Below are 13,524 nucleotides of genomic sequence, written 5' to 3'. Positions count from 1 at the left end.
GCCGTCTGCCCTGCCGCGCCCGTGGTCGGGCCCGGTCGCCGGGACGGCCGTGGCGCCGTGACCGACAGGCCCGATGCGGCGTACATGGTGTCCGTCGAGTTCTACGACCTGCTGCAGGCCGAGAGGGACCGTCGTCAGGCGAAACGGCGCTTCACGCAGGCGGCCCGCCGGGCCTGCCGCGGCATCCTGGACATCGGGGCCGGCACGGGCATCGTCACCGAAGTCCTCCTCGCCGAGTCCGCGGCCCCCGTCCACGTGGTCGAACCGGCGCCCGCGATGCGCGCGGCGCTGCTGACCCGGCTGGCGCGCCTCGGGGCCGACCGGCGCGCTCGCGTCACCGTGCACCCCGAACCCGTGCAGGAAGCAGGCCTGGACGACGCGGTGGACCTGGCGGTCGCCTCCAATGTCGTCGCCTGTCTCGATCCCGTCACACGACGCAACGCCTGGAAGGCCGTCGCCTCGGCGCTCGTCCCCGGCGGCCTGCTGCTCTTCGACCCTCCGCCCGCGGCCATGCCCGCCGGACCCCGGACGGTCGGGCGGCTCGGCCCGGCACGCGTCGGGCCCGACACCTACAGCGCGGAACTCACGAGCGCGCCCTGCCACGAGACCGTGCGCATCACGTTCACCTATCGCGTGGAGAGGGACGGTCGTCTCCTGCGCGAGGAGCGCGAGGCGTTCGACACCTGGCCGGCCCCACCGTCGGTGATCGTCGCCGAACTCCGGGAAGCCGGACTGGATGTCGTGCGGGCCCCGTGCGCGGACCTCATGGCCGCGCGCCGGCCCGGTGCCTGAGAATTCTCCGCTCGCGCGACGGACCGAGGGTACCCGGCAGTGATCCAACGAGCGGAGCCCCTGCACTGGGCGTTTAATGGTTGGCCTGAAGGGGACCCGACGGTCTCTCGACGGTGGAAGTGGAAGGAAGATGTTTGCTGTGGCCGTCTACGGCACGGAGCGAAGTGTCCGCCGAGCCGAAACGGGCTGGTCGAAGGCCCGTCGGCTGAACGGGAAGCCTATACGTACCTGTGAGCCCGCCGTAGTGGAGCGCCAAGCGCCCGGCGGTACGCGCTCCGGTACGGAATCGAACATCGTGCGGGGTGAGGACTGACCGGTCGGCCTGCCGATCGCGGGCGTGGACCGTCGGCGGAACGGGGAAGAGGCTCGGGGGCCCGTGCAGCGGCTCGGGGGAGAGGCGTCGCCCCTTTGGGTGCTATGACGCCGCCCATGACCGGCTCGCTGCCGAAGGTTCCGCCCCGGTGAAATCCACCTGCTCGGCCGTGAGGATGCGTGCGCCCATGTTGAGCCGCATCAACTCCAGCGCGGCCTTGGCGAGTTGAGGGTGAATGGAAGCGACGGCGTCCTCGGGCACGGTGACCCGAAGATGCCGGATGTGTGCGTCCAGCGCGGAGTAGAGAACGCACTGCTCGGTGACCTGGCCGCACAGCACCACATGGTCGACGTGCAACTGACGCAGCAGGTACGACATGGGTGTCTCGTAGAAGATGGAATGCCGGGCCTTCACCACGAAGAGCGAGTCTTCGTCGGGGCGGATGGGCTCGACGAGGTCGGCGTGCGGACAGGCCAGAGCGGTGTCGACGAGTTCGCCGTGGTGGGAGCGCCACAGCCCGAAGTTGTCGTTCGCGTAGATCACGGGGACGGATGCGTCACGGGCGCGGCCGATGAGCGCCACCAGGACGGGCACGATGTCACCGGCGGACGGCAGGAGCAGTTCGGCGTCGTCGTGATCGTAGGTGTTGATCATGTCGATGACGACGAGAGCGCACCCGTCCCGCTGTGATCGCTGGGGCCCGGTGGCCGGGTCGGACGTCTCGGCAGCCATGGGATCGCTTCTCCACCGCGTGGACAGGCCGGGAGCGGTGTTCCCGGTGCGACGGCCTCGTCCCGACACCGTGGGGCCGAACGGTCGCTCCGACCGAGTCCCCGCCCTCCCTCAGGAGAAACGGAGCACACGGGACCATGTGTGCCCTCGCCGAGGTGAGACCGTCGTCGGAAGGGCTGCTGCCGATCCCGCCGTGCCTCGCGGGGGAGGGCGCTCGACCCGGGGACGCCGCAGCAGCGGGTGGCCTTCTCGGATCCCGGGCGCGTCCGCGCTACGGCCCGGCCGTCCGCTCCTGGCCGATGGCCGTCGTCAAACGGGTGACCAGGGGGTTCTGGTCGGCGCTCCGCCAGGCGACGGCGACGCGCGTACGGGCGGTGCCCGGTTGCGTCCTGCGGAAGGCGACCCCCTTGAGGCGGATGCGCCGGATGCTCGCCGGCGCCAGGGAGACGCCGAGGCCGGCCTCCACCAGGGCGCACACGGTCTGCCACTCCACGGCGTGCTGGGCGATCCTGGGCGTGAAGCCCGCCTCGGTGCAGAGTCCTGTGATCCGGTCGTAGAGCCGCGGGCCGACCGCACGGGGGAGGAGTACGAACGGGTCGTCCGCCAACTGTGCGAGATCCACGGTTCGTTGGGCGGCCAGCCGATGAGTGGACGGCAGTACGGCCACGAAGGGTTCGCTGAGTACGGTCCGGAAGCTGAGCTCCGTCTCGTCGCCCGGGGGTTCGCGCAGCAGGCCGATGTCGAGGACCTTGTCGTGCAGGGCGGTGATCTGCGGTGCGGTGGTCATCTCGTGGATGTCCAGGTGCACGTCGGGGAACTGCTGCCGGAACGTGCGCAGCAGGCCTGGCAGCACGGTCAGGGCCAGCGACGCCGCGAACCCGATCCGCAGGCGGCCGGCCCGGCCGCTGCCGACGGCCCGCGCCGCGGCCAGTCCGTCGGAGAGTTCCGTCAGGGCTCCCCGAGCGGCGGGGAGCAGTTCCCGTCCTGCCGGTGTGAGGGCGACGCGTCCGGGGGTACGGCTGAACAGCGCGTGGCCGACCTTGTCCTCCAGCCGGCGGATCTGCTGACTCAGCGGCGGCTGGGCGATACCGAGGCGGGCTGCCGCGTGGCCGAAGTGGAGCTCCTCCGCGAGCACGACGAACGCGTGCAGCTGAGGCAGGGGGATTTCAGGGCGGTCCATACGCCCAGTGGTATCAGTTCATTCCTCCAGCCGTATTGGACGTATCGGTGCGGGCTGCTTAGCGTTCGGCGCATGACAGAGCGACACGCGATCCTCAGTGGCTCGACGTTCGAGGAGCAGATCGGCTATGCCCGCGCCGTGGTCGACGGCGACCGGGTTCATGTGTCCGGGACGACCGGGTTCGACTACGCCACCATGACGATCTCCGACGACGTGGTGGAACAGGCCGGACAGTGCCTGCGGACCATCGAATCCGCACTGGCCGAGGCGAGGTGCACGTTCGCCGACGTGGTGAGGGTGCGTTACCTGCTGCCCGACCGTGAGGACTTCGAGCCCTGCTGGCCGGTCCTGCGACGCCACTTCGGTGCGGTCAGGCCGGCCGCGACGATGCTCGTGTGCGGCCTCGCCGACCCCCGCATGAAGATCGAGATCGAGGTGGACGCCCGACGGACTTCCGTGTAGCGGCCGCACGGTCCGGTTTCGCGGAACCGGGCTCGCCCCCGACGCCGGCGGAACGTGGTCACCGGACCTTCACACATACCGACAGTTGGCCGGTGCGGAAGAGGGCACCCGATGGGTCCGCCGTCGGTCGGGAGGGGGCTGTGTGGTGATAGCCGTAGCGCTTCTGGTGCTTCCGGTGCTGGGACTTCTGCTGTACGGGATGGACCGCGTCGAGGACCGCATGCTCAGCGGTCCGTCGACGCCGCGGCACGCCAGGCGTCGTCACCTGCGTGTGGTCCCTGACGCGGACGATTCCGCATCGGTCCACGAACGGCCCCGGGGCCACGAACGACACCGTGCCGCCTGACCCTCTTGAACTGTCGTTCCCCCTGCGTGCCTTGTGAGGGAGGGGGCGGAACAGGCGGGCATTCGGGGCCGGTTCGGCGCTCTCCTGCGGCGCACTGGGGAGGGGGACCTCAGGACTCCTCTTCTTCGTCCTCGTACTCGGTCTCGTCCTCCGGATACTCGTCCTCGCCCTCCTCGTCCTCCTGGTCCTCCTGGTCCTCCTCTTCTTCCCCTTCCTCGGGTTCCTCCTCGTACTCGCCTTCCGCTTCCTCCTGTCCTTCCTCGGGCTCTTCCTCGTCGTACTCCGCTTCTTCCTCCTCGACCGCCTCCTCGTGGCTGCGCACCACCTCGCCGTCGCGGATCTCGCCGCGCCAGCCGTCAGGCTCCTCGTCGGAGAGGGTGACGTAGCGCTGGAAGTGTTTGGCGTCGAGCCTCAGTCGACGGCCCTGGGCGCGCCAGATGTTGCCCGTCTTCTCGAAGAAGCCGGAGGGGTAGTACTCGACGACGATCACGATGTGGGTCAGCGTGGGCGTCACTTCGTGGAAGGTGACGCAGCCACGCGTGCTGCCCTTCGCGCCCTCGGAGGTCCACATGATCCGCTCGTCCGGGATCTGTTCCTGGACGGTGGCCTTCCAGGACCTGGTGGAGGGCCCGACCTTGACCTTCCAGTCGCTGCTCGTCTCGTCCCCCTTGGACGCGCTGCGCACGCCCTTGGTGAAGGAGCTGAACTTCTCGAACTGGGTCCAGTGGTCGTAGGCGACGCGTATCGGGACGCCGACGTCCAAGTGCTCGATGATGTTGGTGACTTTGCTGGTGCCGGACTTGCGGCCCTTGCCCCCACCGAACAGGCCGGAGACCTTCTCGGTCACGGATCCCTTGATGCTCTTCGCCTTCTCGCCGATCAGGGCCTTGATGGGGGAATCCCCCTGGAGGACCCGCATACCGACCTTGGGAAGGGTTCCACCGCTTTCGGCCACGTCGGTCAACTGGTCGGTGATGTCGCCTACTTTGTCGCCCGCCACATCCGCGAGATGCTCCACCTGGGCGCCTAGGTAGTCCTTGAGCTCGTCGCGCAACCGGTCGAGGCCGGAGGGCTCGTCCCGCTCGGTGTCCTGCGCCGTCCTGGCCATGGCCTACCTCCGCCGTGATGGAGCCTTCTTGGCGGTCTTCTTCGCCGCGCTCTTCCTGGGGGCGGTCTTCTTCGCCGTCGTCTTCTTCGCAGCGGTCCTCTTGGCTGCCGTCTTCTTGGCCGCGGTCTTCTTCGCCGCGGTCTTCTTGGCCGGCTGCGTCTTCTTGGCGGGCTGCGCCTTCTTGGCCGCCGGCCGCTTGGTGGCGGTCTTGCGGGCCGGCGCCTTGCGTGGCGCGGACCGCTTGGCGGTGCGGCGACGCGTGGGCCGCTCGGACTCCCGCTTCTCCTCTGCCGGTTCGGGACGGCGGGTAGGGCGCTTGCGTTTCGGCGCGGCCTTCTTGGCCGTTCGTGGTTTCTCCTCGGGCTCTTCTTCCTCCTCCTCTTCCTCTTCCTCACCTTCCCCTTCTTCGTACTCGGGCTCCTCTTCCTCCTCTTCTTCCTCCTCCTCTTCCTCTTCTTCCTCCTCCGGCTCCTCCTCTTCTTCCTCCTCCGGTTCGTACTCCTCTTCCTCCGCTCGGCCGTCGTCGGTCCCTATGCGCGCGGTACGTTCGTGCAGGGCGTCCGCCAGGTCCGCGAGCTTGCGGTCGGCAGCCGCGGCCAGTGCCTGGCGTCCCGCGTCCTTGAGTTCGCCGCGCATCTGCTCGTTCAGGTCGGCTACTTGCGGGAGTTCCTGGAGCCTGCGCAGGCCTTCCGTGAGCAGTTGCTGCGGTTCGAGTCCGAAACGACGGCCGGCGATGAAGGTGGCCATCGCGAAGGCGAGTCGCCCCTTCTTGGCTCGGCCGAGGACGTAGCCGCCGGCGACGGCGGCAGCGAGAGCGATCTTCGTCGAATCGTTCATCGGTCATTCCCTCCGGAGAGCCGCCGCGTGGGCGCACGCCGACGGACGGCCGCAAGCGGCCCATCGCAGCTCACCTTTTTGGGGCTATATACTCAAATAGTACGTTTTGTATGCCGGGAAGTGCCGCCCCAGTGACGGAGTACCGAAGATGGCCGCGTCGGAGAAGGACGGCACCGGGAGCGGGCGACGACCCTCCCGCGGTGGCGCCACACGTCGTACGAGCGGCGGTGGAGCCCAGAAGCCGGGCAAGCGCACGGCGGCATGGGCGATGCGATCCGCGGCGGGCCAACTGGCAGAGCTGCTCGGGCGCGTTCCCGAATCGGTGTCGGCGATCAAACGGACCGAGGACGGGTGGGAGGCGGATGTCGAGGTACTCGAACTGGAGCGGGTCCCCGAGACCACCAGCGTGATCGGCACGTACCACGTGACACTCGATGACGAGGGAGACCTGGTGGCCTACGAGCGGACCCGCCGTTATACGCGCGGCCAGATAGACCGGCGCGGCTGATACGCACGAGGGGGAGGCGAAGGGAGGCGCCATGACCGTGGTGCCGCAGGGCGGAGGCAGTGTCTCGCGGGGGAGTACCGGGACCCTGTACGACGTCTTGGAGCTGATTCTCGACCGCGGCCTCGTCATCGACGTCTTCGTCCGCGTGTCCCTGGTCGGCATCGAGATACTCAAGATCGATGCGCGCATCGTCGTCGCCAGCGTCGACACCTATCTGCGCTTCGCCGAGGCCTGCAACCGCCTCGACCTGGAGTCCGGCAACAAGCAGCCCTCCCAGCTCACCGACCTGGTCGGTGAGGTCACCGAGGGCGGGGCGAAAGGCAAGTCCAAGGGTGCCCTGACCGGTGCCGTCGAAGCCGTGCGGGATTCCCTGACCGGCCGCGACGACGAAGGTGACGAGGACGAGGAGTACGAGGAGGACGGCGAAGGCGAGGAGGAGGAAGCGGAGTACGAGGAGGAGCCGCGGCAGAAGCGGCGCAGGCCGGCCCGGCGGACCGCGCGGCGGGAGAGGGAGTGAGCATGGGCGTCTACGTCTACTCCATCACCTCGAAGGACCATCCCCTGCCTCTCGACGACATCGCCGGCGTCGGTGATCCTCCTTGCCGGCTGCGCACGGTGACGGCGGGGGACCTGTGTGCGGTCGTGAGCGACGCTCCGGAGGACCTGCGTCCCCGGCGGCGCGACGTCATGGCGCACCAGGGGGTCCAGGAGAGGCTGATGGCCGACGGGGCGATCCTGCCCCTGCGATTCGGCTTCACGGCCGACGACGACCAGGTGGTGCGGGACGTCCTGGAGGAACGGGCGGGGGAGTACCGGGAACGGCTCGGACGCCTGGACGGCAGCAGCGAGTACCACCTGAGGGCCTCCTGGGACGAAGACGCCCTGCTGCGCCGGATCCTCGCGGAGTCGGAGGAGGCCCGGACCTTGAACCAGCAGATCCGTGACGGCGCCGGCACCCCCGCGATGTCCATCGCGCTCGGCGAACTGATCGCGCAGGACGTCCAGACGCAGCAGGAGGCGCTCGCCGCGGGCATCGTCGAGGCGTTGCGCCCGTACGCACGCGAGGAAAGCGTGTCACCTCCCGGTGGCCAGGACTTCCTGAACGTCTCCTTCCTGGTGGCCGAGGACAAGGAGGAGATGTTCCTGGCCACGGAGATCAGTCTGGCCAACCAACTGGGCGAGGAGTGCGAATTCCGGCTGCACGGACCGCTGCCGCCCTACAGCTTCGTCTGATCCGAGAGGTGCTGCTCATGGGCCTGCTGAGTCAGATCGTCACCCTGCCGCTGGCGCCCGTGCGGGGCGTGGGCTGGGTCGTCGACCGCGTCGTGGAGGCGGCCGAGCGGGAGTACTACGACCCGGAGCCCGTGCAGCGCGCACTCGCCGACCTGGAGAAGGACCTGCTCGAAGGCCGCATCGACCAGCAGACCTTCGAGGAGCGGGAGGACGAGCTCCTCGACCGGCTGGACGAGATCGCGGCCTACCGGCGGGGCGAGACAGCTCCCTGAACGGGAAACGAGGTGACCGCATGTCGGAGACCCCTGCCGGCCGACTGAGCTCGTACCCGTCCCGGGCAGGGGCGCCGTACGGCTACGGCCAGGGCTCCTCCGCGAACCTGGCCGACATCCTCGAACGCGTCCTCGACAAGGGGATCGTCATCGCGGGCGACATACGGATCAATCTGCTCGACATCGAGCTGCTCACCATCAAGCTCCGGCTGATCGTCGCCTCCGTCGACAAAGCACGCGAAATGGGCATCGACTGGTGGGAACACGATCCGTCACTGTCCTCGCGTGCGGACGGTGAAAGGTCGCTCGCGGAGGAGAACCGGCGACTGCGCGCGGAGATCGAGGCGCTGAAGGAGAAGCGGGAGCTGCCGCCCGAGGCGGACACGACGGGCTCCGCCAAGCGCCGAGGTGCCAGGCCGTCCACCGCCCGGCGCGGAAGGCCGGACGATGGCTGAGCAGGTCACCTACGCCTACGCGGTGCTGCGCGAAGCCACCGGGCTCGCGTCGGCCCTGACGGAGGTGGAGGGCGTGGCGCGAGCCCCGGTCCGCCTCGTGACGGCGGGCACCGGAGCGGACGAACTCGCGGCCGCGGTGAGCCCGGTGCCCGCCCCCGACTTCCAGGAAGGCGCCCTCAGACGCCACCTGGAGGACCTGGAGTGGCTGGAGACGGTCGCCCGCGCCCACCACACCGTCATCGAGGTGCTGGCCGCCCACACCACCGTGCTGCCCCTCCGCCTCGCCACGGTGTACCTCGACGACGAACGTGTACGGGCGATGCTCCGGCAGGACGCCGCGGTGTTCTCCCAGGCCCTCGACCGGCTGTCGGGGCATCTGGAATGGGGAGTCAAGATCTACGTCGAGGCACCGTCCGACTCCGCGGTACCCGACGCCGCGGGCGTGCCCGACGCGGCCGAGGGCCTCAGCCCGGGGCGGGCCTACCTGCGCGCCCGCCGTGCCCAGCGGCACTCGATGGACGAGCGCTACGAAGCCGCCCGGCGGGCCGCCGAGCGCGTCGAGGCGATCGGCCGGGCCGTGGCCGCCGGTCACGCCCGGCACCGCGTACAGCAGGGCGAACTCGCCGCGAGTGCCGGGGAGAACGTCGTCAACGACGCCTATCTCGTCGCGCGCGGGACGGCAGAGGACTTCCGGGAGCAGATCCTCGATGCCGCGGAGGGACTGTCCGGCATACGCATCGAAGTCACCGGGCCCTGGGCCCCGTACTCCTTCGCCGCCCCTGAGCGCGAGGAGAACCCCGCACCGGACCGAACGCCGTGAATCCGGTCGAGCGGGCTCCTTCGGACGAGCCCCTGGCGCAGCGCCAGGTGGCCCTCATCGACCTGCTCGACCGCCTGCTCAGCGGCGGCGTGGTGCTCACCGGTGATGTGGTGCTGTCCATCGCGGAGATCGACCTCGTCCGCATCTCGTTGCGCGCGCTGATCGTTTCCGTGAGCGCCCAGAACCCGTCACCGTGGGACGTGGCCGCACGCCCCGAGGCCGGGCCGTGACGAGCGCGGACGACGCCCGTCCGCCGGACCGCCTAGGGGAGATCACCGACGCGGCCGAGCGGGCCTTCCGCCTGCTGCCCGCGGTACCGGACGACATCGCACGGACCCGTCGGCAGGGGCCTCCTCGCCCGGCCCGCCGGATCAGCGCCGATCCCGACACCGTGGAGCGTGATCTGGTGAGACTCGTCCTCACGCTCGTCGAGCTGCTGCGACAGCTCATGGAGCGGCAGGCACTGCACCGGGTCGACCGCGGGGACCTCACCGAGGAGGAAGAGGAACGGCTGGGGGCCACCCTCATGATCCTGCACGACCGCATGAACGAGCTGTGCGCCAGTTACGGCTTGACCATGGACGACCTCAATCTGGACCTCGGCCCCCTCGGCACGCTCCTGCCACCGGGCCGCTCCGACTGACCCCCGGCAGGGCGGGACCGCCGTGGCGGCGTCGGTCGCGGCCGTGCCGCCCGCGCCGGTGATCGCGGCGTTGCGGCAGACGGCCGCTGTTCCGCGGACACGTCGTACGCCGCACAGCGGATTCGACGGCGTGCCCGCACACGTGTGAGCGAGTCCGGTCGACGTCACGAAAGTGCCTTCGCGCAAGGCGGTATGCGCAGCGAAGGACCCAATTGATCCGTTGCCGCGGGCCGTTGGGATTGGTCCGGCGGAGACATTCATCCGATCGGGGAGTCCACCAATCCGCTTGCGGCGCCGGACCGGATTCCCCACGTGAGGGACGACGAGAAGACCCGCAGCCGACACCGGTGGACAAGGACGGCGCTGGGCGCACTGAGCGGCGCACTGGCATGCTTCGCCTCGCTCGGCGTCGCCGAATCGGTGTCGGCCGTGGTGCGCCCCCAGGCGTCGCCCGTCGTCGCCGTCGGCGGTGCGTCCATCGACCGCACACCCGCTCCGGTCAAGGACTGGGCCATCCGCCATTTCGGCACCGGCGACAAAGTCTTCCTCCAGGCGGGCATTCTCGCCGTCCTGGCGCTGTTCGCCCTGGCGCTGGGCGTTCTCGCCGTGCATCGCCGGCGCACCGGCGCCGCCGGGTTGCTGGTCTTCGGCGGGGTGGGTGCGCTCGCGGCGACCGGCCGTCCGGACTCGACCGGTCTCGGCGACGCCCTTCCGTCACTCGCCGGCGCGGCCGCAGGCGCCCTGCTCCTGTATGTACTCGTCGGCCGCCTCGGACGGGCGGACCGGCCCACCGACGACGTGGGCCGTGGCGGCTCCGCCGGCTCGCCGCCCGGCGACCGGCCTTCGGGTGCGGACCGGGACCGCCGCGGCTTCGTCGTCGCCGCGACCGCTGCCGCCGCCGCGTCCACCGGCGCGGGTGTCCTCGGACGCACCCTGAACGGACGGCGTGGCCGTGATGCCGTGGCGTCCCGGCAGCGGGTGGTCCTCCCCGCCCCCGGATCCCCGGCCCCGGCGGTGCCCAAGGGCGCCCTCCTACGCGTGGCGGGCGTGAGTCCCTTCGTGACGCCGAACCGGGACTTCTACCGGGTGGACACCGCGCTGGTGGTGCCGAAGGTGGACGCGGGGGCCTGGCGGCTGCGCGTCCACGGCCGAGGCGTACGACGGCCCGTCACGCTCTCCCTCGACGACCTGCTGCGCCGCGAACTCGTCGAGCGGGACATCACGTTGACCTGTGTGTCCAACGAGGTCGGCGGACCGTACGTGGGCAACGCCCGCTGGACCGGAGTGCGTCTGGCCGGCCTGCTGGCCGAGTGCGGGGTGCGCGCGCCGTCCGACGGCGGCCCCGCGGACCAGTTGGTGGCCCGTTCCGTGGACGGCATGACGATCGGCAGCCCCGTCGAGGACGTGATGGACGGCCGGGACGCCCTGCTCGCCCTCGGCATGAACGGAGAGCCACTGCCCTTCGAACACGGCTTCCCCGTCCGGATGGTGGTGCCCGGCCTGTACGGCTACGTGTCGGCCTGCAAGTGGATCGAGGACATCGAGCTCACCACGTTCGACGCGTACGACCCGTACTGGGTACGGCGCGACTGGGCGCGGCAGGCACCGGTCAAGACGCAGTCGCGCATCGACACGCCGAAGCCGTTCGCCCGGCCCGAGGCGGGCACGGTGATGGTCGCCGGAGTCGCCTGGGCACAGCACCGAGGCATCGCCGAGGTCGAGGTCCGCGTCGACGACGGGCCCTGGCGGACCGCCACGCTCGCGGCCGAGGACTCCCGCGACACCTGGCGGCAGTGGTCGTTCGCCTGGACGGCCACCAAGGGCGGCCACACCCTCACGGTGCGCGCCACCGACCGCACCGGTGCGGTGCAGACCGACGAGCGCACCCGCACCGCCCCCGACGGCGCCAGTGGATGGCACACCACGGTGGTGACCGTCGAATGACCCACCCATGACCTTCATCCGCACCGTTCCAGCGGCAGTCGCCGCGTCGATCGACAGGAGAGATCCGATGAACACCCGTATCCGTCGTGCCGTTGTCACCCTTGCCGCAGCCGCTGTGCTGCCCCTGGCCCTGTCCGCCTGTTCCGACAGCGGCAGCGACTCCGCCACGTCGGACCCCGCCGCCAAGTCCTCCGCTTCCGCCTCGGACGACGGCATGTCCGGCGCCACGAGCAGTCCCGCGAGGACGGACGAGCCGTTCGGGCCGGCGTGTTCGTCGGTGCCGAAGAGCGGCGCGGGTTCCTTCGACGGAATGGCGAAGGATCCGGTGGCCACGGCGGCGTCCAACAACCCGGCGCTGTCCACCCTGGTGTCGGCCGTGAAGAAGGCGGGTCTGGTTGACACACTCAACAACGCGGAGAACATCACGGTGTTCGCGCCGACGAACGACGCGTTCGCCAAGATCCCGAAGGGCACGCTCGACAAGGTCCTCGGAGACAAGGCGCAGTTGACGAAGATCCTCACCTACCACGTGGTGGGCCGGAAGCTGGCTCCGAAGGACCTGGAGAACGGCTCGTTCGACACACTGGAGAAGTCGAAGCTCATGACGTCCGGCTCGGGGGAGTCCTACACGGTGAACGACTCCGCCAAGGTGGTCTGCGGCAACGTCAGGACGGCCAACGCCGACGTGTACATCATCGACACCGTCCTGATGCCCGAGAGCTGACGTGCGAGGGCCGGGGGCGGCCGAGAGCGGGCGACATGTGACGGGGCGGGGGCGGGAGCTGCCGGGACGAACCGGCCGCCCCCGCCCCACCGCGGTTGCGTCGCACGTGTGGGCATCCCGGGAGGAGCGACGGCCGGCCGACTCTCCGCACAGTCGCAGGGACCGGAGGTGTGCGACGGCGGCTCCCGCAGAGAATCAGAAACCGCGATCCGAGGCGTGGAAGACCGCGCTCACCGTGATCCAGGAGGCGACACGTCCTCGTCGACGACGAGGAACTGGAACGACGCAAGGACTGGCGCGCCCCACGACCGTCCTGAGTCGGCGCGTGAAGCTGTTCGAGGCCGGCCTGCCGACGCGCCACTACCTCGACCGCGGGCTCGGCGTGGGGCCGGGTGGGTTCCAGGAGCGGAGCTTGTCCGGGTTGAGGGTGACCCACACCTGCACGACATGACGGACGGTGACGTCGAGGCCGATGACCGCGGCCACCTGGTGGCCGTAGCGCACCACGAGTCCGGTCCTGCCGTTGACGGACTGGGCGTTCAGTGTGGTGGGCGCGTGTCCGGAGAGCAGTGTCAGCAGGGTGCGGGCGACCTCTTCACCGCCGTGCACCGGTTCGACCAGTGCGCGGATCTTGCCGCCGCCGTCGAAGAACGCCGTGACATCGCACGCCAGCAGGGACGCCAGACCGGCCGCGTCCCCGGCCGCACACGCCCGCCGCACGGCACGGACGACGGCATCGTGTTCCTGCGGCGTCGCGGGATCCAGGCGCCGCCCGCGAAGGCTGCGGCGCGCGTGGTCGGCCGGCCCGCCGGGCCCCGCCTCGGCCTGCCCCACGATGTCCCCTCCGGCCCGGACCTCTCCCCGGACGGGCAGCGCCAGCCGGGCCAGGCAGATGCCGCCGGCGACGTTCGTGAGCCAGGAGCCGGGCGCCTCGATCCGTGCCCGCACCGGACCGGACAGCTCGTACCACCGTCGATAGGTCTCGTCGACGACGCTGTCGAGCTCGCCACCGCTGCCCAGCATCCCGCGGACGAGAGCCAGCAGAGCTCTCCGCTCGTCGAGCAGCTCCGTGATCGGCGTCGCCTCATCGGAATGCCGCATACGGCATCCCTCCCTTCGCGCGGCACCCTGTGGCACAGCCGCGCGTCGATCGCC

The 13,524-nt window shown here is 70.2% G+C and carries 17 protein-coding genes; 12 read left to right on the top strand and 5 right to left on the bottom strand.

Annotation, left to right across the window (positions count from 1 at the left end; translation table 11 throughout):
• The first annotated feature begins 57 nt into the window (after positions 1 to 57).
• Positions 58 to 792 carry a class I SAM-dependent methyltransferase gene (locus ACZ4IF_RS39595; protein ID WP_467572486.1) on the top strand — a complete coding sequence of 245 codons (735 nt, stop codon included), beginning with the start codon at positions 58 to 60 and terminating at the stop codon, positions 790 to 792.
• Positions 793 to 1,207: 415 nt separating this feature from the next.
• Here ACZ4IF_RS39595 and ACZ4IF_RS39590 read toward each other — a convergent pair whose 3' ends face one another.
• Entirely contained in the window at positions 1,208 to 1,837 is a 630-nt protein-coding gene (locus ACZ4IF_RS39590) for a cysteine hydrolase family protein (RefSeq protein WP_467572483.1), read from the bottom strand.
• A gap of 271 nt (positions 1,838 to 2,108) precedes the next feature.
• The gene (locus ACZ4IF_RS39585; RefSeq protein WP_467572480.1) at positions 2,109 to 3,017 is read right to left on the bottom strand and encodes a LysR family transcriptional regulator; all 909 of its coding nucleotides are present in this window, start codon (positions 3,015 to 3,017) and stop codon (positions 2,109 to 2,111) included.
• Between the two features lie 72 nt (positions 3,018 to 3,089).
• Between ACZ4IF_RS39585 and ACZ4IF_RS39580 the strand changes: the two genes are divergently transcribed.
• Positions 3,090 to 3,479, top strand: coding sequence for a RidA family protein (locus tag ACZ4IF_RS39580; RefSeq protein WP_467572477.1), 390 nt, complete (start codon positions 3,090 to 3,092; stop codon positions 3,477 to 3,479).
• 455 nt (positions 3,480 to 3,934) lie between these two features.
• Here ACZ4IF_RS39580 and ACZ4IF_RS39575 read toward each other — a convergent pair whose 3' ends face one another.
• Complete coding sequence (locus tag ACZ4IF_RS39575; RefSeq protein WP_467572474.1) at positions 3,935 to 4,933, bottom strand: SRPBCC family protein; 999 nt, start codon at positions 4,931 to 4,933, stop codon at positions 3,935 to 3,937.
• A gap of 3 nt (positions 4,934 to 4,936) precedes the next feature.
• On the bottom strand, positions 4,937 to 5,770 hold the full coding sequence (locus ACZ4IF_RS39570) for a histone protein (protein ID WP_467572472.1): 834 nt from the start codon (positions 5,768 to 5,770) through the stop codon (positions 4,937 to 4,939).
• Between the two features lie 148 nt (positions 5,771 to 5,918).
• Between ACZ4IF_RS39570 and ACZ4IF_RS39565 the strand changes: the two genes are divergently transcribed.
• From ACZ4IF_RS39565 to ACZ4IF_RS39520, 10 genes are all read left to right on the top strand, one after another.
• Positions 5,919 to 6,278 carry a gas vesicle protein GvpO gene (locus tag ACZ4IF_RS39565; RefSeq protein ID WP_359493408.1) on the top strand — a complete coding sequence of 120 codons (360 nt, stop codon included), beginning with the start codon at positions 5,919 to 5,921 and terminating at the stop codon, positions 6,276 to 6,278.
• A gap of 31 nt (positions 6,279 to 6,309) precedes the next feature.
• Positions 6,310 to 6,795, top strand: coding sequence for a gas vesicle structural protein GvpA (locus ACZ4IF_RS39560; protein WP_467572469.1), 486 nt, complete (start codon positions 6,310 to 6,312; stop codon positions 6,793 to 6,795).
• Between the two features lie 2 nt (positions 6,796 to 6,797).
• The gene (locus tag ACZ4IF_RS39555) at positions 6,798 to 7,511 is read left to right on the top strand and encodes a GvpL/GvpF family gas vesicle protein (protein WP_467572467.1); all 714 of its coding nucleotides are present in this window, start codon (positions 6,798 to 6,800) and stop codon (positions 7,509 to 7,511) included.
• 17 nt (positions 7,512 to 7,528) lie between these two features.
• Positions 7,529 to 7,783, top strand: coding sequence for a gas vesicle protein GvpG (locus ACZ4IF_RS39550; RefSeq protein WP_467572465.1), 255 nt, complete (start codon positions 7,529 to 7,531; stop codon positions 7,781 to 7,783).
• Between the two features lie 20 nt (positions 7,784 to 7,803).
• Positions 7,804 to 8,238 carry a gas vesicle protein gene (locus ACZ4IF_RS39545; protein WP_467572462.1) on the top strand — a complete coding sequence of 145 codons (435 nt, stop codon included), beginning with the start codon at positions 7,804 to 7,806 and terminating at the stop codon, positions 8,236 to 8,238.
• Entirely contained in the window at positions 8,231 to 9,058 is an 828-nt protein-coding gene (locus tag ACZ4IF_RS39540) for a GvpL/GvpF family gas vesicle protein (protein ID WP_467572458.1), read from the top strand. Before ACZ4IF_RS39545 ends, ACZ4IF_RS39540 begins: the two co-directional genes overlap by 8 nt.
• Positions 9,055 to 9,288, top strand: a complete 234-nt coding sequence (locus tag ACZ4IF_RS39535) for a gas vesicle protein (protein ID WP_467572455.1) — start codon at positions 9,055 to 9,057, stop codon at positions 9,286 to 9,288. Before ACZ4IF_RS39540 ends, ACZ4IF_RS39535 begins: the two co-directional genes overlap by 4 nt.
• Positions 9,285 to 9,701 carry a gas vesicle protein K gene (locus tag ACZ4IF_RS39530; RefSeq protein WP_467572451.1) on the top strand — a complete coding sequence of 139 codons (417 nt, stop codon included), beginning with the start codon at positions 9,285 to 9,287 and terminating at the stop codon, positions 9,699 to 9,701. The genes ACZ4IF_RS39535 and ACZ4IF_RS39530 overlap by 4 nt, the downstream gene beginning before the upstream one ends.
• Positions 9,702 to 10,013: 312 nt before the next feature.
• Positions 10,014 to 11,645 carry a molybdopterin-dependent oxidoreductase gene (locus ACZ4IF_RS39525; protein WP_467572448.1) on the top strand — a complete coding sequence of 544 codons (1,632 nt, stop codon included), beginning with the start codon at positions 10,014 to 10,016 and terminating at the stop codon, positions 11,643 to 11,645.
• Positions 11,646 to 11,712: 67 nt separating this feature from the next.
• Positions 11,713 to 12,369 (top strand): fasciclin domain-containing protein, encoded by a 657-nt coding sequence (locus ACZ4IF_RS39520; protein ID WP_467572445.1) that lies wholly within the window; start codon positions 11,713 to 11,715, stop codon positions 12,367 to 12,369.
• A 360-nt stretch (positions 12,370 to 12,729) separates the two neighbouring features.
• Here the strand turns inward: ACZ4IF_RS39520 and ACZ4IF_RS39515 are convergent, their stop codons facing one another.
• Positions 12,730 to 13,470 (bottom strand): sigma-70 family RNA polymerase sigma factor family protein, encoded by a 741-nt coding sequence (locus ACZ4IF_RS39515; RefSeq protein ID WP_467572443.1) that lies wholly within the window; start codon positions 13,468 to 13,470, stop codon positions 12,730 to 12,732.
• Between the last annotated feature and the right edge of the window lie 54 nt (positions 13,471 to 13,524).

Source organism: Streptomyces sp. NPDC025784 (assembly GCF_055558435.1).
Note: the sequence above shows the minus strand (reverse complement) of the source record. Positions and strands in the feature narration are given on the sequence as shown.